Genomic DNA, 19117 nt, shown 5'->3' on the forward strand with positions numbered 1-19117 from the left:
TTTTATTTAAATGTTTCTGGATACAATATTTCTAAAGGCAAATTAGTTGCTTCTCTAAATTCTCTGATCCTTGTTTTAGGAAGCTTTCCACCTCTTTTTTTTAATTGACTAATTGCCTGTGGTGTTAAGCCAACTTTTTCGGCAAGTATTTTTTGTTTACCTCCAACAGCTTTTATAGCTATTTGGAGAGGCGTTTTATGCTTTTTCATAAAACAACTTCCTGTTAATTAAAATCCACTAAATGTTAATTCATGCAACAGGATTAATCAATATAAAGATGATTGAAGAAATTCACTTTTTGTTTATTTTATTTATGCGAGGTATATATGAAACTGAAACAACGAATTGAATTTCTTCTTAAAAATGAATCTATTAAACAAAAAGATCTGGCTAGAATTCTTAACACCAGTCCTCAAACAGTTAATAATTGGTTAAAAAGAAACTCAATTAGTAGGGAAGCTGCACAAAATATCAGTACATTATTTGGTTATTCTCTTGATTGGCTTCTAAATGGTGTAGGTTTACCGAAAAAAAGAAATAATCATAAAATTAATCAATCATCAAATATTCCACCAGAAGATCACTGGTTACCTATCGCAACTTGGGACGATAATACTCCTTTAGACGATGATGAAGTGGAGGTGCAATATTTGAAAGATATTGAATTTGCTTGTGGCAATGGTCGCATTTCCAGTTATGATTACAATAATTGTAAGCTAAGATTTTCTAAATCAACATTGAGAAAAATTGGAGCTAAAAGTGATGGATCAACAGTTTTATGTTTTCCTGTAAAAGGAAACAGCATGCAACCATTAATACCTGATGGTTCTGTTGTAGCTATTGATATTTCTAATAAAAAAATAATTGACGGAAAAATTTACGCAATCGAGCAAAATGGACTTAAACGCATAAAGATCTTACATCGACTACCTAAAGGAAAACTTATAATAAGAAGTATTAACCGTGAAGAATATGAAGATGAAGAATGTCAAGAAGATGAAGTTGACATTATTGGTCGGTTATTCTGGTATTCCGTGATGGCTTATTAAAAGAAATATCCTCCATTCAAAATTTAGATAACTCATCAAAAATCAACAAACTAACAAAATCATAAACGTTCCCCCCATAATTAAATCAACAAAATATTGACTTAAATGTTGATATCATGTTTAATTAACCCCATCAACTCACTGCAACAGGCAAACGCCAGACAAGACTCCGAGTTATCTGAAACGTTGCCAGACGTTGCTAAGTAGCCAGCCTGAGGCGTATGAACATGAAGGCAAGTGACGACCGTTAAGCCGTACCGCTCTTTAACACTCTTTCGCTGAAAAAGCGTAACCATAAAACACCCAAACAGTCGGTTTTGGGGTGTGTGAAATAGCCAAAATACAGTCATTAAGTTAAAACCAACACCAGGGCACTATTAATATGACTGTAAATTTGACTTGTTAGCTTTATCACACACCACCAAAACCCATTGTCAGGAGGTCATATGTGTAACTTTCATGGTTATGATAATGCTCGCCGTCGTCGACATAAGCGTAGAAGCGCCAAGCAAGCAGCCTATCACTATAACAAAGCGCTTAATATGGCATTAAAAGCAGCGTTAAATCCATCTAAACCCTCTCAGCAACAAACAACGCCAAACACTAAACGCCCTATTCTTTCACTAAAAAGAAAAGTGATAAATCGTGTAGAAAAAGCAATATCAATTCGTCCTACTAAAGTTTATGACGCATTCGATAATTGCTGTTTGCCTATGGCAGCTTTATACACTTCTAAAAGGTTTCACAATAAACCTAAATCCAACTTTGGAGTCACTGCTAACTGTTAAAGGTATTAAAATGATTTTGACGGTCGACAAAAAAGCGCTTCTCAGTGCAATGATTTTTCAGGCTAAATGTGATGTCAGATATTATCTTAACGGCATTTGTTTTGCCCCTGATAAAAAGCTGTATGCTGCTGACGGTTATCGAGTTTTTATTGGCGAGCATGAGACTGAATCGCTACATGAAAGCGTGATTATTTCAATTAAAGGCGCAAAATTTACTCGCTTTGACAAGGCACAGATTGATACCCACTCTGGAATTGTGACTTATTTTGATGAAGATGAATTACGTGTTGGTGCAGCAATTTGTGAGGTTATTGACGGGAAATATCCGAACATAGAGCAAGTGATACCTAAGGAAAATAAACCTGTTTCAATCATTGGCTTCAATGCGAGTTATCTTGCAGACATACAGAAGGTAGCCAAGATTTATAACCCCAAATACCAATCAATAAAAATTAAACCTAACGGTAATGACAATGCATCAATTGTCGAATTAAGCGAGAACGCGTCCGTTATCGTTATGCCAACACGGATTGATTAGTCTAGTGCGAGTTTTTACTGCGTATATGATAAACCTAAATCACATTTTGGAGTTAGTGCAAATGCTTGATAATGACGAAAAAGAGCGTAAAGAATGTGAATGGTCTTGGATTGATTCAGATTATTATTGGGACGCATCTTGCGGATTTACATTTCAATTCATGGATGGTGGCCCGAAAGAAAACGACATGAACTATTGCCCAGAATGCGGAGGTAGGTTAATTGTAGAAAATACATAAGTTTCGCACTGACATATTACATTCTAATTTAGGAGAAATGATGAAATTTGAAGAGTTGAGTGAAAAATCTCAAGAGAAAGCCAGCGAAGCGTTACTGTATGCATTACAGGCAGAAATGGATTCAAATCGTGCTATCGATAATGTCAGGGCGAAAGCACTTGCATCGGCTATCAGAGACGGTTTTATTGCACTTGAAACAGAAGAGCTAGAAAAAAGAGCTAGTAAAGATCCTGGTAAAAACAATAAGAATTTTGGGTTTGCCAATTCATGATGTATACGGTAACCAGGCTTCCCAATCGTCAACCAGGCTAGTCACTCATTATTGATATACCTGTTTTGTGTGTTGTCGTAAACCACAAAGGGGGCGAGCCTGACGAGCCAGAAATATCAGGAGTTAATAAAGGAAATCGCTTTTATAAGCATCAGCTATCTTAAAAAGTTCTTTTTCATTGTCACCCACAAAAAATATAAGCAAGGATTCCGTAGGGGGATAATAGCGTTCAATTATGCCTTTTTGCCTCAATTTGTTGACTATTCTGTTTTCTGTTGGTAATTCAACGATTTCGCCTGAGTCAATCATGTATTTAATTAAACTGATCTCATCATTAGTTAACGTATTTAATATTGCTTGCCTTGTTGAGCGTTTAATACGAGACCTGAATCTTCGTTTAACACCAGCTATTAAGAGCATGATTAATTGCGAAGTCACATAACTAACAAGAAACAAACAGAAATAAAGCCAGTAAGATAAAAAAATATCCGGACTACTGGAATTAATCCAGTCTTTTATTGATGAGGGTGTAATTAATATCAATAGTACAAAAATAATAAGCATATACATCAATCGGTTTAGTGTTATTCCTTGCAGGAAGAAACGAACAAATTCCTGCCACCAAGTGTTGTTCATAGGCTTAATTTTCTCACTCTGTAAGGGTGAGATTATTTTAGCCTATTTCTCTCTGTAGGGGTACAAGAGAAACCACCGAGCCTGATGTGGTGAAAAGACAGGCGTTTCAACCTAAAATTCACGCCTCCGGTCAAGCTACCGCCGGAAAATTCAATAACAAACACGAGGTTTCTATGGAAAACAAAGTTAATTCAACTGAGAAATTGGTCACTATCGGCGACAGGAAAATTGATAGGGAAATTGCCAAGTACTGTTTGGAAAAAGCGGAGCCCGCTATTTATGAGGTGGTGACACATTTAGTCAAAGAACGGTGTGAAAAAGCGGATGTCATCGAAGCAGCAAAAACGACCGCCGAGGCGATCGTAGAAGGCATGACCTCTATTTTTCGTCGTTAAAGAAATTAAGTAATCTAGAAGAATTCTCTCTTAATTTTTAGTTAAAATTTACCTTTAAGGTAAGGAACTCATTATATGCTTAAGCTCTCTACCTTTAAACGAAGAAAGCCAACCACAAGTTCGACACTGAAAGGGGAAATGGGGGAATCCAGCGCCGACCTGTTTAAGACAATTGGGGCAATACACCGATGTGATGTAGCCGCCAGAGGGATTTTTTCGAAAAGACGCTCCCATATGCTCGACAAACTCATCTTTTTCCCTATAACTCGCTATTTGCTTCTCAAATTCTATTATTTTTGCTTTTGCTTCGGACAGTTCTTTTATGGTAGCTTCATTGGATTTTCGAACTACCTCCAGCTGCTCATGGATGAAAACGATTCTCTCTCGAAGGACTTCATTGCTTTGAACGCTAGAAAGCGCCCCAATAGCATTTTTAATCGTGCCGATAAATAAATTAATATCCATGTTAAATATATTTTCTTTGACTGTGGAAAAGTCAATATATCAAATTTCCTTGACTGTGGAAAGCAAGGAACCACTGCCGCCTGAGGTGGTTAAACATTCAGGCAATCTAATCAATTTAAGGATGTGTGAATACGGCTCTGCGCTCGTGGGACAGTCAACACTATAAATTATCTTTCAAATAGCTAATAGCGTTTGATTGCGTTTACCCGTCCGTCATGACTGTAAGCGGACACCGAGAGGCACTCGGCATACATCCTATCTCACACAAATGTATAAGACCTAATCAGGTCTTTTTTATTGCCTAAATTAAGGGTAAAAAATGAACAGCGATGAATTAAGAAAAATACTTGATGAACATAAAGTTTGGGTAGAGTCGCTTGGCGAGGATGGATCTAAGGCCGACCTGTGTAGAGCCAACCTACGTGAAGCCGACCTACGTGGAGCCGACCTATATGGAGCCGACCTACGTGGAGCCAACCTATATGGAGCCAACCTACGTGGAGCCAACCTATATGGAGCCAACCTGCCAGAGTTTACATTTATGATCATCGGTGAAACCTATCCAATCACAATCACAAATGGAGAATATCTGCGTGCTGGATGTCAGCATCATTCGGTAGAGAAATGGCGGCAATTTACCAAAGAAGAAATCTCAGGGATGGACGGTAGAAAAGCACTTGAATTCTACCCTCGTTTACTTGACATTCTGGATTTTTACTTGGGTAAAGGTGAACGCCCTGACTGGTTAAACCAAACAGCGCAATAAGAAGGAGTCTGCTCATGAAACTCGATAATCCACGCATTGTAACAGCGAAACATCCCAATATGGGCAATTTGGTTGGAGTAACTAATGGTAGTCGTCATTTGAGCGATGCAAAATACTTAAGCAGCATTGATATATGGAATGACGACGACATGGAAACAAGAACTTTCAAGGAAATTATACAGTGCTTAACAAAAGAAAATGAGCGTCTTAAAAAAGAGAATCGAAGGCTGATGAAGATATATCGTGAAATTGGCGGGCTGTGCAGGACTTGAACCTGCAACCGAAGAATTAAATCCCCTGCTATACCATTCAGCTAACAGCCCAATGATAATTATAGTGCAAGAATTAGAAGAATTTCAGTATTGCCGTTGCAGCACTAATAGTCACAACGATTACACCACCAAGTTTTAAAAGTAATCCAGTAGCAATAGTTTCAACGTCTTTACGAATCAACGCTATCTGACCATCAGTTTTCTCAAAACGTAAATTCATCTCAGCAGATAAGTCTTTGCGAACATCAGCTATTTGAGCTTCGTTTTTTTCAAAGCGAGCAACCATATCTTTACGTACGTCTTCTAAATCTCTTTTGGTGGCTACATCAACCGCTTCGTGCGATTCACGAACAGCCAGAGATATAGCTTTTGCCTGGTCTTTAGGTAAACCAGCACCTTCAAGCGTTTCAACAAATTTTAATGTATCAAATGCAACTTGACCCATAGGGAATCCTCCTTTTTGGTAAGTATAACGGATTTCAGGTTCAATCTGCAAAATCTTTCACGTTAATACCTTCATTCGTTTCATTACGGAGAAATATTTTTATGTCAAAATTACATCAACTGATTGCAATAGAAACTAATAGTATTAATGGCGAAACTGTCCAAACGGTTAATGCCCGTGATTTACATGCGTTTTTGGAAAGTAAGCAGGAGTTTGCTAATTGGATAAAAGATCGCATTCAACAATATGGTTTTATTGAACATCAGGACTTTTTGATAAATTTATCAAAAACCCCAAATGGAGGCCGTCCAGCAAAGGAATATCATATTTCCCTCGATATGGCGAAAGAACTATCCATGGTTTAGCGCAACGAAAAAGGGAAACAGGCAAGACAGTACTTTATTGAATGCGAAAGACAGGCAAAAACTGCTACACATGTTATTCCACAAACACTTCCTGAAGCACTACGGCTTGCCGCTGAAATGGCAGAGAAAGTTCAACACTTGTCGTTAGTTAACAAAGAGCAAAAAACCGAAATCGATAGTCTTAAAAACCTGTTCCAGGTTGGCATGTCACCTGTTCAGTTTTGCAAACAACTTAATGGCGTGAACATCAACCAGGTAAATCTATTTCTAGAATCGCGTCATTTTCTCTACGACGCAGAAAAGGATATCTGCAAGCCCCATGTTTGGCGTGTTCACTCCTATGCGAGAGATACGTATCTAACCGAATCACCTTTTATCATGACAAACGATTACGGGCAACGCCAGTGTTACAAAGTTGTTCTGCTAAAAAAAGGCGCTGCATGGCTATATAACCAATACCTCAAAGGTAAGCTACCCATGAAGAAAGACTGGAACGGTGAATTCACCCACGACAAATATAGTCAGGTGGCATAAGATGACGATGAATCAGGACGTTATTATTGCTCGTATCATTGCGGCATCCAAAGATATTTTTACCTGTGAAAAATCCATTGTGACGCTGAAAGATATTTATCATTCTGCTATACGCCAATATTTACTCAAAAATGGTGACCCTAGAGCGAATTGTGGTTCACTTAGCCCAGAAAAACCGGAATACGAAGGGGTCATCAAATATACAAAGCCTCACTATAGAGCGTTAATGAAGAAAAAGCGTGAACTCTATAACGCGCATCGCCGCCACCGCAGAGCAACACAGACACTACTCAAATATCAATCAAAGAAAACGGACGAATAAAGACCGGATTCTACAAATTAATCCCATCTAAATATCAATTAAGGTTTAAAAACATGAACCAGCTTAAACAGCAGGAGCTTCGCTATATCTTAAATAGTGACAGCTTCTCTCGGAAAGAATCCATAAAAATTATCCCCACCTTGCTAATCATCGCGTTGGCAAGCCTCGTTTTACTGTTAGCAAGATAGGAATAACCCATGACTTTATTTGAATTGACTTAGTTGCTCAAGGAGCAAAGAAAAAGCAATGAGCTTAAGGAGCATAACAAATATGAACATCAACGTGAAGTGCTTGGACAACAAAACGTCCCTATCAGCTGGCAGGATTTTCGAGGAGATTTTACATGAAAATGCCACGATTGACTGATGATAAGAGATGTAAGTCGAAAGAGGAAGCTATTGCTTATGCAATGCAACAAATAGAGGTTATCAAACAAGGTAAAGAACCCTTATCACCGTCAATGAAAGAAAAACGTCAAGCAATGGAAATGTACGATAAAGAAGCAAAAGAAATAGAAAAACTAATAACCAAAACATCGACAAATTACCAACCGATAAATACAGAAAATAAAAAATACAACCCTTTCATTGGTCAAGAACTAAGAGATGGACCGTTCGGTGGAAAAATCAGAGGTGATTAGATATGGGAACAGCAACATTAATATTAGGTGAGTCAGGAACAGGAAAAAGTACCAGCTTAAGAAATCTTGATACAAGTAAAACGTTAATCGTTCAATGCATAAATAAACCGCTGCCATTTCCCACTAAACAATGGAAATTAAGAAATAGCGCTAACCCTGATGGCAATGTATATCGTACTGACCAAACCGATAATATCGTAGCCGTTCTTAAAAAAGCGCCACATGAAATTATTGTTATTGATGACTATCAGGCTGTGATGGTTAACGAACTCATGGCAAAGTGCAATGAAAGAGGGTATGACAAATTCACATCTATTGGTAAGAATGCCTGGGATGTGTTTAGAGCTGCTGGCGAGGGTTCAGCGCGTCGGCGTGTTTACATCTTGTCTCACACTCAAACCGATGACTTCGGCAGCGTTCGGATGAAAACGGTCGGTAAATTAGTTGACTCAACACTCGTACCCGAAGGGTATTTTACTATCGTTTTGCGAACACATGTATCAAACGGCTCTTACTCTTTCTCAACTCAATCAAATGGCAGTGATTGCTGCAAAAGCCCTATGGGAATGTTTGATTCTCAGCTCATTGAGAATGACCTGAACGAGATAGATAAAGTTATCTGCAACTATTATGGCATCACGCCACAACAAGAGGAAAATAAAGTATGAATCACAACGTTATTTTTACTTATACAGAAGAATCCGCCCTTGCTGCTTATCAGGGAGGCTTCATTAATGAAACAGGCGCATATGTAATCACTATTACGGAGGCTAAATTAACAAGAAGCGAAGGAGGCGCAGAGTTTATTGAATTCTCGGGTGAATCTGAGGATGGGAAAAAAGTTAACTATCTGAGTATTTGTTGTAAGAAAAATGACGGCACAGTCAACAATTTTGGTCAGAATATAGTCAATGCCATTATGGGATGCGTCGGTATTCAGCGAGTCACCTCGGTTGTTCACAACAATAACCTAGTTGCACCAGAATTTCATGGCAAGAAAGTAGGACTTGTTTTACAAAAAATTCTGAGAACAAAGAAAAATGGTGATGAAAGTTACAGCTTTGATATCCGTATGCCATTTGTAGCAAACACGGGGAAAACGCTTTTAGAAAAAGTTGAAAACAAACCCGCTCAAGCTGTTAAAAATCTATTACGCACTCTGAAAGATAGAGACGAGCGTAGACCAACTAATACGCCAGTAAGCACTGAACAAGTAAATAATGAGTTTACCTCTTTTTAGACAAGGAGTCCCCACCATGTGGATTTTAATCTTAGCCATGTACGCCAGCCCTTACGCATCAAGTAACGTAGCCAGCCTTCATACTCAGGAATTTGACACTGAAAACATGTGTCAATTCGCCGCTAAACAGTTTGAGTGGGAATTTGAAACTTTCAAGGATATCAACGCCAAAGCGATTTGCGTTAAGAAATAAGCTAATTATATCGGAGGTTCAACCATGAAACTTAACATCATCAAATTACTAATCACGACATTATTGTTTATCAGCGCAGCGTTTGCCTTCGAACTGATAGTGGGACATCTTGCCCATGCCGATGCCGTCATTGACCCGCAAATCAGGTTTAAACGTGGCGAATTAGGCAATATCCATTTAGGCGGGCAAGAGCTACTGGTTATTAGCATCATGCTAGTGCCAGCTCTTATGGTTTATTTGGGGGTATTTCTTGATACCTTGAAGAAATAGTTACAAAACAAGAAGTCATTACCCCACCTAGCTTATTCCACTTAATTAATACTCATTCATCAATTTTAATATTGAAGGATAGCTATATGCAAAATTTAACAAATGAAAATTATCCCGTTATTGCGGGCGTAGAAATCACGACAGACTCAGAAGGCCGATTCAACCTTAATGCGTTACATAAAGCCAGTGGTGGCAAAGATGCTAAACGCCCTAAAACATGGCTTGAGACAAAACAAGCCAAAGAGTTAATTGAAGAGCTAAGGCAGAATTCCGCCTTAGGTCAAGAAGTAATCAAAGTTCAAAAAGGCGGCATAAATCCAGGCACTTTTGCTCATGAACTGTTAGCCATTGAGTATGCAGGCTGGATTGCACCAAAGTTCAGATTAATGGTTAATCAAACCTTCCTTGATTACAAAACAGGAAGATTAGCCCCTGTCATCCAAACAACAGATTGGTTAGATAATCCCGCCCAATTACGAAAAATGCTAATTAGCTATACCGAGCAAGTGGAAAAAATAAGCAGTGAGCGTGATGAAGCAATTAGAACAAAATCACAAATCAGTCGGACGCGTGAAGCTTCTGCAATGGGTAAACTCAGTGTTGCTACCCGTAAAAATCGGGAGCTAACAGAACGATTAGGAGAAAGTGTTAAACATGCCACCATCACAGCAGTAAAGAATGCTACAGGGAAAGAATATAAATTTGCCCCACTTCGTCGATGGTGCCGTGAGAACGAGGTGGAAGCAACCGAAGTGCCTGATATTCGTTATGGTCAGGTTAAGTCATGGCCTGCTGAATCATGGCTACAGGTATACGGCATCAATCTGAAATCGTTATTTGCTAATAGCCAACGTATTCACTAGAAATTGACCGCTATTTGGTATTTCCGAGCAACTTTAAAAAAGACCAGCGCAAGGCTGGCCAACACCAGGGAAAATGTTGCTGTTAACCAACACACAACAGAAACAAGACTACCATAAATAATTGAATTTGATCAAATTTTGATCAACATTTACATTCATGTAATCAATAACCGGAGAAATACTATGAATAACATCCATGAATACAGAACAACGTTACATCATGTCAAAGCAGGGATGCAGGTTATTTATCATGGTGAGATGATGACAATAATCAGGTTGCGGGAGAAGAAATTAACAAACAAAGGATTGATATATCAATTTGATATCGATGGAGAAAGTGGAACATTAACCGGAAATGGCGGTAATAAAATCACTGTGTTAGAAAAAATAGACGACTTGCATAAAAGTAAAAGTTGGTATGTTTAGGAGATGAAGTGAAGTATGACCTGATACTCGCAGACCCACCCTGGCAATACCAAAACAAAGCATCAAACGGCGCAGCACACAATCACTACAACACCACTGACTTTTACGCCCTCACCCGATTACCCATAGAAACCATCGTTAATGATAACTCCGTACTCTGCATGTGGTACACGGGGAACTTTGCGCTGGAAGCTATCCGGTTAGCAGAAGCATGGGGATTTAAAGTCAAAACCATGAAGGGATTTACTTGGGTCAAGTTGAATAAGTTAGCCAAAGAGCGGATTTCTAAAGCTATCGAAAAAGCCAAGCTGTCTGATGCTGATGACTTTCTGGCATTACTCAATGCTGAAACACGCATGAATGGCGGTAATTATACCCGCAGTAATTCAGAAGATTGCTTAATTGCCATCAAGGGGAAAGGACTAGAACGCAAGGACGCTTCCATCAAACAGGTTATCTACGCCTGTCTCGGTGAACATAGCCAAAAACCCAAGGAAGTCCATTACCGATTAGAGAAGCTCTACGGTGATGTGAAACGTATCGAACTTTTTGCTCGCGACAAAGTGCAGGGGTGGGATATGTGGGGCAATGAAGCGCCTGAGAATAGTGTGAGTTTTTAAATGAGGATAAATAAACATGATTACTTTAGCGGAATGGAACGCTCGAAGGGACAGGCCGCGCCGGATGGATACCGTCAGAATTTGGGCAAGAAATGGACTCATACAGCCCCCACCCATTAAGGACGGTAGAGAGTACCTTGTCGAAGAATATGCCGTCAAAGTCAATAGTCTTAACGAAATTAGCCATCAAAGTATGTTGCTGCAAAGGATAGGTTATGACCGGAATCAGAAAGATAAAAAATCGGGATTTACCCCCTAATTTGTACAAAAGAAATGGCTACTATTCATACAGAGACCCTCGCACACGGAAGGAATACGGTTTAGGCAGAAACAAGGCCTATGCAATTAACGAGGCTATCAGTGCGAATCAGTTATTGCTCAATACAGAGAAAGTAAAACCACTGACAGAGAGGATTGATGGACAGGGAAGTGTCTATTTTCATGAGTTTTTAGATAGATATGAAGAAATATTGAAAACAAGAGGATTAAGAGAAAAAACATTAAAAGACTATCGACAGAGAATAGGCGTAATCAGAAAAGGATTTCTTGATACACCGATACAAAATATAACCACAAAAAATATTGCGGATTTTCTACATCCTTTTATTCATGAAGAAAAAACTACAACTGCGAAACTAATGCGCAGTTTATTAAATGACTGTTTTAAAGAAGCAATATCATTAGGGTTACTACAAATAAATCCGGTTATATCAACAAAGACACCAAAAATAAAAATACAAAGAGCGAGATTATCTTTCAATGATTTTAATGCTATTTTGAGCTTAATAAATAATGACAACCATTGGTTAACTCGCACCATGAAATTAGCTCTAGTTACAGGGCAAAGAGTATCTGATGTTTCAAAAATAAAATATAAAGATATTCATGATAATAAATTATGGATTATTCAACAAAAAACAGGAGCAAAAATAGCAATACCTCTTGATATTGAACTTTATGGAATAAAGTTATCAGATATTTTGGCAGATTGTAAAAATAATTCAGAGTTTGTTATTAATATTAATGGAAATAAAATTACAGTAGAAAAAATATCAAAAGAATTTAGAAGATTTAGAGATATTTCTCAATTGAAATGGAAAGGTGAACCACCCTCTTTTCATGAAATTAGAAGTTTATCAGCAAGACTGTACACTGAAAAAATGGGTAGCGATTTTGCTCGAAAATTGCTTGGGCATAAGTCGGCTGCAATGACAGCTAAATATCAAGATGATAGAAATAATGGTTGGATTGAACTTTAATTTATAGTGAATGAATGGTGAATTATAGTGATAATATTATTTTAATATATTGATTTTTATAAATAAATTATTGTGGAAACTAAAAGTGCTATAGTAATGCTAAATATAAGCCAGTGGTAGTGCATTACAGACCTCGTGATTATAAGCTTTTTGACAGAAATTTTCGATGGGTATGGATTGACATAATAATTCCAAATCCAGCCATTAAAACGATTAATGCCGAGCCGCCATAACTTACCAACGGTAAAGGAACACCCACTACAGGTAAGATACCGCTAACCATGCCAATGTTGACAAATATGTAGACAAACAGAATTAACATTAAGCCACCAACCATAACTCTACCAAAGGTATTTTGTGCATTAGCTGCAATTATTAACCCTCGCATGATTAGTAGTAGATATAATACCAGTAAAATAACTACGCCAATTAACCCGAGTTCTTCAGCTAATACGGCAAAAATAAAATCAGTATGACGTTCTGGTAGAAATTCTAATTGCGATTGCGTGCCATGTAACCAGCCTTTGCCAAATAATCCCCCTGAACCAATAGCAATTTTAGATTGGATAATATGATAACCAGCACCGAGTGGATCTGTTTCTGGATCGAGTAACATCATAACACGATCTCGTTGATAGTCGTGCATCAGAAAGAACCATAGAATAGGAATAAAGCAAGCGATGCCCGTGGCCGCAATGGCAATCAATTTCCAATTCATACCCGCTAAGAACAGGATAAACAAACCGGAGGCAGCAACTAAAATAGATGTGCCCAGATCAGGTTGAGCGGCAACCAGTAGTGTGGGGAGAAATATAAGTATCAATGCCAGCAGGGTATTTTTTAAGGTGGGAGGGCAGAGATCGCGATTGACAAAACGTGCAACCATCAATGGAACCGCAATTTTAGCAATTTCAGACGGTTGAAAACGAACGAAGCCAAGATCTAACCATCGTTGCGCACCTTTACTGATTTGCCCAAATGCATCGACAAAAATTAACAGCATTAAGCAAAAAATATACAGGTAGGGCGCCCAATTTTCATAGATACGCGGTGAAATCTGCGCCATAACAATCATGACAACAAATCCAATCGCGATTTGTATCAGCTTACGCTGCATCATATCAATATCTTGCCCACTAGCACTCCACATGATCATGACACTGTATATCGTTAAGGCGAGAATAATCAGCAACATTGGAATATCAATATGTAAACGCGTCCAAATAGGTAATTTATGTGATTTATCGGTCATATATTACTGATCTTCTTCTGGAGATACACTGGTATCTGGTGTTTGTGATATCGTTTTTTTACCAAGCAAAACATAATCAAGAATATTGCGGACAAGATCGCCAACGGCCGGTCCAGCCCCACCATTTTCTAGAATAATAGCAACGGAAACGGTCGGCTTTTGATAAGGGGCAAATCCAATCATTAATTTATGATCACGCAAGTGCTCAGCTAATTTACTTGCATTATAGGTTTCATAACTGAATACCTGCGCCGTACCTGATTTGACGGCAGCCTTGTAGGGAGTGTTGGCAAAACTTCTACGTGCTGTACCATTTGGTGCATTAGCAACGCCATACATACCTTCTTTAGCTAACTCCCAAAAGCCTGAATGAATATCACCAATTTGGATATGCTCTTTCTGCTCATAAGGCAGCATAGCATTACCTAATTTAGTGCCATAAAGTAGATGGGGAATTTTAACCGTGCCGTCATTAATTAACGTCACTAATGCTTTTGCCATTTGGATCGGTGTTGTGGTCCAATAACCTTGGCCGATGCCGACTGGAATAGTGTCTCCTTGATACCAAGGTTTTTTGTAGCGTTTTAGTTTCCATTCCCGGGTTGGCATAATGCCAGAGCGTTCTTCGGCAAGATCAATACCAGTATAATGCCCATAGCCAAATTTCTGCATCCAATCGGAGATATGATCGATACCCATATCATAAGCAATCTGGTAGAAAAAGGTGTCGGCTGATTCGATAATGGCTCTAACGACATTTAATCTACCGTGTCCCCATTTTTTCCAGTCTCGGTAACGTTTTTCGGAATTTGTTAATTGCCACCAACCAGGATCAAATATGGTGGAGTTGGCGGTGACAATGTTTTCACTTAACGCTGCGACCGCCATAAATGGTTTAACGGTTGAGGCGGGCGGATATAATCCCTGGGTAGTTCTATTAATTAGCGGACGATTAGGATTATTTAATAAAGCTTGGTAATCTTTATTAGAGATACCATTAACAAATAGATTAGGGTCATAGCTTGGAGTAGATACCAGCGCCAGTACTTCTCCGTTGCGAGGATCGGTTACAACAACGGCAGCTCGGCTGGTGGTGAGCAACTTTTCGATCTCAATTTGTAAATTGAGATCAATAGTGAGATAAATATCTTTGCCTGCCTGAGGTGCTTGTTCATGAAGTTGGCGTATGACTTTTCCCCGACTATTAACTTCGACCTCTTCATAGCCTGTTTTGCCATGTAAAATATTTTCGTAATACCGTTCTATACCTAATTTACCAATATCATGGGTGGCAGTGTAATTTTTTAGTAGACCATCATTTTCTAGACGTTCTATATCCTTATCATTAATTTTGGCTACATAACCAATAACATGCGTTAGCGCAGAGCCATAAGGATAATAGCGGCGTTGGTAACCTTTGACTTCAATCCTGGGAAACCGGTATTGATTAACGGCAAAACGTGCAACTTGCACTTCATCTAGTGAGGTTTTTAACGGTATAGAGGTAAAGCGGCGTGAACGTTTACGCTCTTTTTTGAAGTTTGCAATGTCGTCGTCAGTGAGATCAACCACATCACGCAATTGTGCCAATAGCTCTGTTAAATTAGGGACTTTTTCAGGAATGACTTCTAACTGATAAAATGTTCGGTTTAACGCGAGAGGAATCCCATTTCTGTCATAAATAATACCTCTACTAGGCGGAACAGGAACCAATTTTATCCGATTATCATTGGAGCGAGTTTGGTAGTCTTCATGGCGAACCACTTGTAGATGATAAAGATTAGCAATTAAAATACTTACTAATATCACAATGATAATAAAAGCTATCAACGCCCGACGAATGAATAGAGTAGATTCAGCGGTGTAATCGCGAAAAGGGGTGCGTTTCTTTTTTTTTGTTTCTTTCTTCGCATTCACACTAATAACCTACACAAATATGTTATTCCCGATGGTAAGGATGATTTGTTGTAATGCTCCATGCCCGGTAAAGGCTCTCTACAACAAATATTCGAACTAAAGGATGAGGCATTGTTAAGGATGACATTGACCAACTTTGTTCTGCTGCTGCTTTACGGGCAGGGGCAAGACCTTCTGGGCCACCAATTAGAAAGCTAATATTACGTCCATCTTGTTTCCATTGATCTAATTGTTCAGCAAGTTGTCGAGTTGTCCAGCTTGTACCTGGTATATCAAGGGTAATTATACGGTTACCTTTGCCAACTGCAGCTAGCATCTGTTCTCCTTCTTTCTCGATGATACGTTTGAGATCAGCATTTTTCCCACGTTTTCCCGAAGGGATCTCAATGAGTTCAAAAGCCATATCTTTTGGAAAACGATGAAGATAATCTTGAAAACCGGTCTGGATCCAATCAACCATTTTGCTACCAACGGCAATCAGTTGTAATTTCAAATTCAACTCCAGAGTTTTTCAAGTTCATACATACGGCGACTATCTTCTTGCATGATATGCACAATTGCATCGCCTAAATCGACAACGATCCAATCAGAAACACCTTGTCCTTCAACACCCAGAGGAATTATTCCTGTCTTACGGCATGCTTCAATTAATTTGTCCGAAACTGATGTTAAGTGGCGATTAGATGTTCCGGTACAGATTATCATGCAATCGGGTAATGCTAGATTTTCCACGTACATCAATAGTGACAATATCTTGCGCTTTTGTATCGACAAGCCTGTCGATAATAAATTGTTGGAGTTCAGTTCCTTGCAAAGGTTCACCTTTAATTTCAAGTTAAATAAAAAAATATTAATGTTATATTTTATTCAGTTATAAAATTCTGTTGAAAGAAATAAGCATAAGATAATCTATATTTTAATCTAATTTTTAGTAAAACCAGTTGAATATTTATAATTAGTTTTAAGATAAATTATCGGAAATTATGCCTTATTTTCATCAGCAATATAAAAAGCGCCAAGATATTACCAATCACCTTATATACTCACAATAGTTTAAGGGAATTTTTGTCAATTTTTTATATTTATTGGTTAATTATGAGCAATTTTGATAAAGATGATGTTTATCAATATAGCGCAAAACTGCAGGTGGCAATATATCTTTGCAACTTTTTCTATCACGTTTTCGTTCACGAATTTCAGTTGCAGAAATATTTAACAAGGGAGTATCAGCCAGATATATGGCACCACAAGGTTTATGGCTGAGTATTTCCGGCTCATGCACTTGATGATTTTTTAGCCATTGTTGCATTGATGGAGTTGAAAAATAAGTGCTATAGCCTGGGCGAGCACAGACTAATAAATGACAAAGATCCAAAATTTTTTGCCAATCAAACCAGGTATTGATTGATAGTAGTGAATCTTGTCCGATAATAAAGGCTAGTGGTTTTTGCCTACCGATTTGTTGCCGAAAAGAGAGTAGTGTTTCAACGGTATAAGAGGGAGTTTTACGTTTAAGTTCACGGGTATCAATACTAAATAGCGGATTATTTTTGATAGCTAATTTTATCATTGCCAATCTTTGTTGAACGGTTGCTTCAGGTTGTGGGCGATGGGGTGGCACATGATTGGGAAGTAAAACAACCCGTTGTAAACCGACTTGCTTGGCTAGCGCTTCAACGGGAAGTAAGTGACCATAGTGAATAGGATCAAAGGTACCACCAAATAGTGCTTGAATAGATTTAGAATTAGCTGTTTGCTTAGTTTGTTGAGTCATTAATAAAACTCTCGGGCAGTGATTTACCGCACAATAGCATAGATAAAGTTTCTAATTTTGGCCAAATTGACTGGCCATAATCTTGTTTTAAATGTAATTCAGCATGGGTAATTAACTGTATTGCAAGCTGTAGTTCGCGAATGGATAAACGCTGTAGCGCAGCGCTAAGAAGAGGGCGGCGGGCTTGCCAAATTTTATGCTGATCAAATAATTTTTTTAAATCTTTATCGCTATTTTGTTGTGTTAATGTCAAAAGCAATATCAGTTCACGTTGAATTATACGTAATAGAATCACTGCTTCATAATCTTCGCGTTGTAATTGTTGTAGGATATGCCAAACGCGTTTAATTTTACCTGCAAGTAGCGCATCAACCCAATGATAAGGTGTAAAATTAACGGCATTATTTACCGCCTCTTTGACACGAGGTAGGGTGAGGTTACCATCGGGATATAAGAGTGATAAACGTTCAAGAGCTTGGTTAAGAGCTAGTAAGTTGCCTTCATAACAGTAACAAAGAAGCTCATTAGCTTGTTTATCTAAGGTAACAGATATGGCTTTTGCTCGTTGGTTTATCCATTGAGGTAGTCTGGACTGTTCTGGTGTCAGACAATTAATATAGACTGCATCTTGGCCTATTTTTTTGCACCAGGCACTATTTTCTTGTGCTTTTGTTAATTTGCCGCCGCATAATATGAGTAATAAATCAGGATGTAATAATTCAGCCAACTTAAGTAGCTTTTCCGCTATGACGGTTGTGGGGCCACTTTCAGGTAATATTAAGATCAGGATTTGTCGGCTAGCAAATAGGCTAAGTGATTGACTAAGATGATAAATAGTGTCCCAGTCGGTGCTTGTATCTAGCGAATAGGTATAACGTTCAGAAAAACCCTGCTGTTGAGCAACTTGACAAATTTTATCCATGCTTTCTTGTGATAAAAGCGGATCATTGCCAAAAATCAGATAACAGGTTCGCAGCTTATCAGTAAGCTGCGAACCTGTTATCTGCTCCGGGTAAATACGGATCATTCTGAGTCTACCGATAGCGCTTTCTCGACAACCACAGATCCTTCTGGCTCATTCTGAATAGTGCTATGAACGATCAGTAATTTACGAATTAACTGGCGAGCCGCTTGTTCACGCATTTCTTGTTTAACAAGTTCGCTTTCGGCGTCTTTAGCTAGTGTTTCTAACGGATTGTCGAAGAAAGCGCGCTCGACGCGTGTTTTTATCGGATAAACAGTGCCGTTAGGGAGGATAATTTGTGCGCTGACCCAGAAATTTAATTGTTTTTCTGCACTTTTACCGTCTTGATAGATGGAAACGGTTTTGGTGTTTTCAGATGAACCCACTATTTTTAAAATTGGCACATTCTGAAGATTTTCATCGATTAAGTTGACATTATTTAGGCGTAATTGCTGTCTAATTGCACGTGCTAGCGGGCCGTAGGGATCACCACTACTTAATCTTAATGTTTTTAGTTCTTCAGGTATTTGCGTCGTACCTTGTAGGCGAAATCCGCAGCCAGCCGTGATCAACACGGCTAAGCTTAGAAATAAGGTAATTAAATAACGCACATGG

Annotated in this window: 32 protein-coding genes and 1 pseudogene; 21 read left to right on the forward strand and 12 right to left on the reverse strand. The window is 38.5% G+C overall.

Translation table 11 applies throughout. The annotated features are described in order from the left end of the window. Window positions 1–2 precede the first annotated feature (2 nt). On the reverse strand, window positions 3–209 hold the full coding sequence (locus AACL31_RS19450) for a YdaS family helix-turn-helix protein (RefSeq protein ID WP_310513206.1): 207 nt from the start codon (window positions 207–209) through the stop codon (window positions 3–5). A gap of 117 nt (window positions 210–326) precedes the next feature. Between AACL31_RS19450 and AACL31_RS19455 the strand changes: the two genes are divergently transcribed. After that, window positions 327–1049 carry a S24 family peptidase gene (locus AACL31_RS19455; protein ID WP_310513205.1) on the forward strand — a complete coding sequence of 241 codons (723 nt, stop codon included), beginning with the start codon at window positions 327–329 and terminating at the stop codon, window positions 1047–1049. A gap of 101 nt (window positions 1050–1150) precedes the next feature. On the opposite strand, the gene AACL31_RS19460 is transcribed toward AACL31_RS19455, so the two are convergent. Next, window positions 1151–1345 (reverse strand): hypothetical protein, encoded by a 195-nt coding sequence (locus AACL31_RS19460; RefSeq protein WP_339053553.1) that lies wholly within the window; start codon window positions 1343–1345, stop codon window positions 1151–1153. A 150-nt stretch (window positions 1346–1495) separates the two neighbouring features. Between AACL31_RS19460 and AACL31_RS19465 the strand changes: the two genes are divergently transcribed. The 4 genes from AACL31_RS19465 to AACL31_RS19480 all read left to right on the forward strand — a co-directional run bounded on the left by AACL31_RS19465 (window position 1496) and on the right by AACL31_RS19480 (window position 2884). Then, on the forward strand, window positions 1496–1837 hold the full coding sequence (locus AACL31_RS19465) for a hypothetical protein (RefSeq protein ID WP_339053554.1): 342 nt from the start codon (window positions 1496–1498) through the stop codon (window positions 1835–1837). 10 nt (window positions 1838–1847) lie between these two features. Then, window positions 1848–2375, forward strand: a complete 528-nt coding sequence (locus AACL31_RS19470) for a hypothetical protein (RefSeq protein ID WP_339053555.1) — start codon at window positions 1848–1850, stop codon at window positions 2373–2375. A 61-nt stretch (window positions 2376–2436) separates the two neighbouring features. Beyond that, entirely contained in the window at window positions 2437–2613 is a 177-nt protein-coding gene (locus tag AACL31_RS19475; RefSeq protein ID WP_339053556.1) for a hypothetical protein, read from the forward strand. Between the two features lie 37 nt (window positions 2614–2650). Then, window positions 2651–2884 (forward strand): hypothetical protein, encoded by a 234-nt coding sequence (locus AACL31_RS19480; protein WP_310513607.1) that lies wholly within the window; start codon window positions 2651–2653, stop codon window positions 2882–2884. A 123-nt stretch (window positions 2885–3007) separates the two neighbouring features. Here AACL31_RS19480 and AACL31_RS19485 read toward each other — a convergent pair whose 3' ends face one another. After that, the gene (locus AACL31_RS19485) at window positions 3008–3520 is read right to left on the reverse strand and encodes a super-infection exclusion protein B (protein WP_310513606.1); all 513 of its coding nucleotides are present in this window, start codon (window positions 3518–3520) and stop codon (window positions 3008–3010) included. Window positions 3521–3609: 89 nt separating this feature from the next. Here AACL31_RS19485 and AACL31_RS19490 point away from each other — a divergent pair, with 89 nt between their 5' ends. Beyond that, complete coding sequence (locus AACL31_RS19490; protein ID WP_310513605.1) at window positions 3610–3915, forward strand: hypothetical protein; 306 nt, start codon at window positions 3610–3612, stop codon at window positions 3913–3915. 54 nt (window positions 3916–3969) lie between these two features. Here the strand turns inward: AACL31_RS19490 and AACL31_RS19495 are convergent, their stop codons facing one another. Then, entirely contained in the window at window positions 3970–4380 is a 411-nt protein-coding gene (locus tag AACL31_RS19495) for a hypothetical protein (RefSeq protein WP_310513604.1), read from the reverse strand. A gap of 319 nt (window positions 4381–4699) precedes the next feature. Here AACL31_RS19495 and AACL31_RS19500 point away from each other — a divergent pair, with 319 nt between their 5' ends. Together AACL31_RS19500 and AACL31_RS19505 are read left to right on the forward strand one after the other, a co-directional pair. Beyond that, window positions 4700–5146: a pentapeptide repeat-containing protein gene (locus AACL31_RS19500; protein ID WP_339053557.1), complete on the forward strand. Its 447-nt coding sequence runs from the start codon at window positions 4700–4702 to the stop codon at window positions 5144–5146. A 14-nt stretch (window positions 5147–5160) separates the two neighbouring features. Further along, a complete protein-coding gene (locus AACL31_RS19505) occupies window positions 5161–5418 on the forward strand; it encodes a hypothetical protein (RefSeq protein ID WP_310513665.1) in 258 nt (85 codons plus the stop codon). Window positions 5419–5491: 73 nt separating this feature from the next. Here AACL31_RS19505 and AACL31_RS19510 read toward each other — a convergent pair whose 3' ends face one another. Then, the gene (locus AACL31_RS19510; protein WP_339053558.1) at window positions 5492–5863 is read right to left on the reverse strand and encodes a hypothetical protein; all 372 of its coding nucleotides are present in this window, start codon (window positions 5861–5863) and stop codon (window positions 5492–5494) included. Window positions 5864–5964: 101 nt separating this feature from the next. Between AACL31_RS19510 and AACL31_RS19515 the strand changes: the two genes are divergently transcribed. The 13 genes from AACL31_RS19515 to AACL31_RS19575 all read left to right on the forward strand — a co-directional run bounded on the left by AACL31_RS19515 (window position 5965) and on the right by AACL31_RS19575 (window position 12595). Continuing rightward, complete coding sequence (locus AACL31_RS19515) at window positions 5965–6228, forward strand: antA/AntB antirepressor family protein (RefSeq protein WP_339053559.1); 264 nt, start codon at window positions 5965–5967, stop codon at window positions 6226–6228. 117 nt (window positions 6229–6345) lie between these two features. Then, window positions 6346–6762, forward strand: a complete 417-nt coding sequence (locus AACL31_RS19520) for a hypothetical protein (RefSeq protein ID WP_339053560.1) — start codon at window positions 6346–6348, stop codon at window positions 6760–6762. Window position 6763: 1 nt separating this feature from the next. Beyond that, window positions 6764–7084 (forward strand): hypothetical protein, encoded by a 321-nt coding sequence (locus AACL31_RS19525; RefSeq protein ID WP_310513104.1) that lies wholly within the window; start codon window positions 6764–6766, stop codon window positions 7082–7084. Between the two features lie 343 nt (window positions 7085–7427). Then, window positions 7428–7724, forward strand: coding sequence for a hypothetical protein (locus AACL31_RS19530; protein WP_310509880.1), 297 nt, complete (start codon window positions 7428–7430; stop codon window positions 7722–7724). A 2-nt stretch (window positions 7725–7726) separates the two neighbouring features. After that, on the forward strand, window positions 7727–8392 hold the full coding sequence (locus AACL31_RS19535; protein WP_310513103.1) for an ATP-binding protein: 666 nt from the start codon (window positions 7727–7729) through the stop codon (window positions 8390–8392). Continuing rightward, window positions 8389–8964, forward strand: a complete 576-nt coding sequence (locus AACL31_RS19540) for a DUF669 domain-containing protein (protein ID WP_339053561.1) — start codon at window positions 8389–8391, stop codon at window positions 8962–8964. The genes AACL31_RS19535 and AACL31_RS19540 overlap by 4 nt, the downstream gene beginning before the upstream one ends. Window positions 8965–8980: 16 nt before the next feature. Continuing rightward, window positions 8981–9157 carry a hypothetical protein gene (locus AACL31_RS19545; protein ID WP_310513101.1) on the forward strand — a complete coding sequence of 59 codons (177 nt, stop codon included), beginning with the start codon at window positions 8981–8983 and terminating at the stop codon, window positions 9155–9157. Window positions 9158–9181: 24 nt separating this feature from the next. Further along, window positions 9182–9427 carry a hypothetical protein gene (locus AACL31_RS19550; protein WP_339053277.1) on the forward strand — a complete coding sequence of 82 codons (246 nt, stop codon included), beginning with the start codon at window positions 9182–9184 and terminating at the stop codon, window positions 9425–9427. An 86-nt stretch (window positions 9428–9513) separates the two neighbouring features. After that, window positions 9514–10290, forward strand: a complete 777-nt coding sequence (locus tag AACL31_RS19555; protein WP_310513249.1) for a KilA-N domain-containing protein — start codon at window positions 9514–9516, stop codon at window positions 10288–10290. A gap of 183 nt (window positions 10291–10473) precedes the next feature. Next, window positions 10474–10716: a hypothetical protein gene (locus tag AACL31_RS19560; RefSeq protein ID WP_310513649.1), complete on the forward strand. Its 243-nt coding sequence runs from the start codon at window positions 10474–10476 to the stop codon at window positions 10714–10716. Window positions 10717–10724: 8 nt separating this feature from the next. Beyond that, a complete protein-coding gene (locus AACL31_RS19565; protein ID WP_339053562.1) occupies window positions 10725–11336 on the forward strand; it encodes an MT-A70 family methyltransferase in 612 nt (203 codons plus the stop codon). Between the two features lie 16 nt (window positions 11337–11352). Then, window positions 11353–11595, forward strand: coding sequence for an excisionase (locus AACL31_RS19570; RefSeq protein WP_339053563.1), 243 nt, complete (start codon window positions 11353–11355; stop codon window positions 11593–11595). Further along, a complete protein-coding gene (locus AACL31_RS19575) occupies window positions 11552–12595 on the forward strand; it encodes a tyrosine-type recombinase/integrase (protein ID WP_310513210.1) in 1044 nt (347 codons plus the stop codon). Before AACL31_RS19570 ends, AACL31_RS19575 begins: the two co-directional genes overlap by 44 nt. A 139-nt stretch (window positions 12596–12734) precedes the next feature. Here the strand turns inward: AACL31_RS19575 and mrdB are convergent, their stop codons facing one another. The 7 genes and pseudogenes from mrdB to lptE all read right to left on the reverse strand — a co-directional run bounded on the left by mrdB (window position 12735) and on the right by lptE (window position 19113). Beyond that, window positions 12735–13847 (reverse strand): peptidoglycan glycosyltransferase MrdB, encoded by a 1113-nt coding sequence (gene mrdB / locus AACL31_RS19580; protein ID WP_310509816.1) that lies wholly within the window; start codon window positions 13845–13847, stop codon window positions 12735–12737. 3 nt (window positions 13848–13850) lie between these two features. Continuing rightward, window positions 13851–15764 (reverse strand): peptidoglycan DD-transpeptidase MrdA, encoded by a 1914-nt coding sequence (mrdA, locus tag AACL31_RS19585; protein WP_339053564.1) that lies wholly within the window; start codon window positions 15762–15764, stop codon window positions 13851–13853. Between the two features lie 22 nt (window positions 15765–15786). Then, entirely contained in the window at window positions 15787–16257 is a 471-nt protein-coding gene (gene rlmH / locus AACL31_RS19590; protein ID WP_310512698.1) for a 23S rRNA (pseudouridine(1915)-N(3))-methyltransferase RlmH, read from the reverse strand. 2 nt (window positions 16258–16259) lie between these two features. Continuing rightward, a pseudogene (gene rsfS, locus AACL31_RS19595) lies at window positions 16260–16578 on the reverse strand (ribosome silencing factor). A 279-nt stretch (window positions 16579–16857) separates the two neighbouring features. Continuing rightward, a complete protein-coding gene (gene nadD, locus AACL31_RS19600) occupies window positions 16858–17538 on the reverse strand; it encodes a nicotinate-nucleotide adenylyltransferase (protein WP_310512697.1) in 681 nt (226 codons plus the stop codon). Next, window positions 17522–18565, reverse strand: a complete 1044-nt coding sequence (gene holA, locus AACL31_RS19605; RefSeq protein ID WP_310512696.1) for a DNA polymerase III subunit delta — start codon at window positions 18563–18565, stop codon at window positions 17522–17524. The genes nadD and holA overlap by 17 nt, the downstream gene beginning before the upstream one ends. Continuing rightward, complete coding sequence (gene lptE, locus AACL31_RS19610; protein WP_032116227.1) at window positions 18562–19113, reverse strand: LPS assembly lipoprotein LptE; 552 nt, start codon at window positions 19111–19113, stop codon at window positions 18562–18564. The genes holA and lptE overlap by 4 nt, the downstream gene beginning before the upstream one ends. Between the last annotated feature and the right edge of the window lie 4 nt (window positions 19114–19117).

The organism is Arsenophonus endosymbiont of Crataerina pallida (genome assembly GCF_964020125.1).
Classification (GTDB): domain Bacteria; phylum Pseudomonadota; class Gammaproteobacteria; order Enterobacterales; family Enterobacteriaceae; genus Arsenophonus; species Arsenophonus nilaparvatae.